The sequence below is a fragment of the Okeania sp. SIO2F4 genome (genome assembly GCF_010672385.1).
GTDB lineage: Bacteria > Cyanobacteriota > Cyanobacteriia > Cyanobacteriales > Microcoleaceae > Trichodesmium.
In genome coordinates, this window is record NZ_JAAHGT010001358.1 from 1 (window position 1) to 1,634 (window position 1,634).

A 1,634-nucleotide genomic window follows, 5' to 3' on the forward strand; every position below is an offset into this window, starting at 1 on the left:
GCAATTCCTATACTGGTGAGGTACAAAATTTTAGGTTTGAGGGAACACTTAACTGGGAACAGGGAACAGAAAAGAAGAAAAACAACTGTACCTCATAACTTTGGGAATTGCTATATAAAAATTTTAATAACTAATTTAGGATTACTATATCTATATTTCCTCAAAGAAAATTGTCATATATTGAACTATAATTTTTGTTTTTCTTGTCGTTTATGACAATAATCTGTATCAGAACAAACCCATATCTTTCCTCCTCGATCATCAATCAAAATTTCATCCAAAAAACTTTCTCTAGACCCGCAAAGTTCACAAGCTTTATCCCATTTTTCCACAGTAAACGGATAATCTTCAAAATCCAAACTTTTGACCTTAGTATAAGGAGGAACTGCATAAATTCGCTTCTCTCTTCCGGCACCAAAAAGTTGTAAAGCTGGCAAATAATTCATCTTAGGATTATCAAATCTGGGTATAGGACTCGGACTCATTATATAACGATCATTTACCATCACTGGATAATCATAGCTTGTGGCAAAATCTCCTAATTTCGTAATATCCTCATATAATTTCACATACATTGCTCCATATTCTGATAAGGCGTGCATTTTTCGAGTTTCTATTTCTGAAGGTTCTAACCATCGTAAAGGTTCAGGAATTGGTACTTGATAAACAATAATTTGACCTTCCTTGAGTGGAGTTTCTGGAATGCGATGACGGGTTTGAATGATTGTTGCTTCTGTTGTTTTTTCTGTAGTTTTGATTCCACAAACTTTTACAAAAAATCGACGAATATTCACCGCGTTTGTTGTGTCATCTGAACCTTGGTCAATTACTTTTAAAATATCGTTTTTACCAATTACTGAAGCTGTGACTTGAATACCACCTGTACCCCATCCATAAGACATTGGCATTTCTCTGGAACCGAAAGGTATTTGATGACCAGGAATAGCTACTGCTTTGAGTAAAGCGCGGCGAATGGAACGTTTCGTTTGTTCGTCTAAATAAGCAAAGTTAAAACCATTTTCGAGTTGATTATTTGCTTTGACGTGTGAGTTTTCTAAGTTTTGGCGATTTAACATATATATTATTTAAGTCTTTCCACAAAATAAATTTAACATTTAGCGGAATTAAGGAACAGGGAACAAATTATTAAATACTTGAGGTAATGGAAAATAATATCATGTCCGGATGAACAGTTATAAATAATTAGGGAGTCCTCAGGAGTCAGGAGTCAGGAGTCAGGAGGGAGAAAGAAGGTATTAGGAGGAGAATTTTTTTTATCACTAATTAAGCGGACATGATATAAGAAACTAGGAAAAGGGGATATACAATCTTTCCTTTCTATATTTTTCTGAGAATTTTTCAGAAATTTGAGCCGAAACATTACCTATAGTATGGCAAAGAGATTTTTTCTCCAGGGAAAACTCAGTAGATTTTTAGCTAATTTTTCTGCCAATACTATAGATGAGTAAAAGTAGCAGGATATTCAAACTTCCCTTTCTATTTTTCCTGAGAATTTGCCAGAAGATTGAGCAGAAAATTTACCTCTGGTGTGGCAAAAAGTGATTGGCTTTTCACGAACAGATAATTCAGTACATAGATTTTTTCTCCAGGGAAAACTCAGGAGATGTTTGCCT

The 1,634-nt window shown here is 34.4% G+C and carries 1 protein-coding gene; it reads right to left on the minus strand.

The genetic code is table 11. The features are described 5' to 3' along the window. Positions 1–185: 185 nt before the first annotated feature. Positions 186–1,076 (minus strand): alpha-D-ribose 1-methylphosphonate 5-phosphate C-P-lyase PhnJ, encoded by an 891-nt coding sequence (locus F6K22_RS40395; RefSeq protein ID WP_293110738.1) that lies wholly within the window; start codon positions 1,074–1,076, stop codon positions 186–188. Positions 1,077–1,634 lie beyond the last annotated feature (558 nt).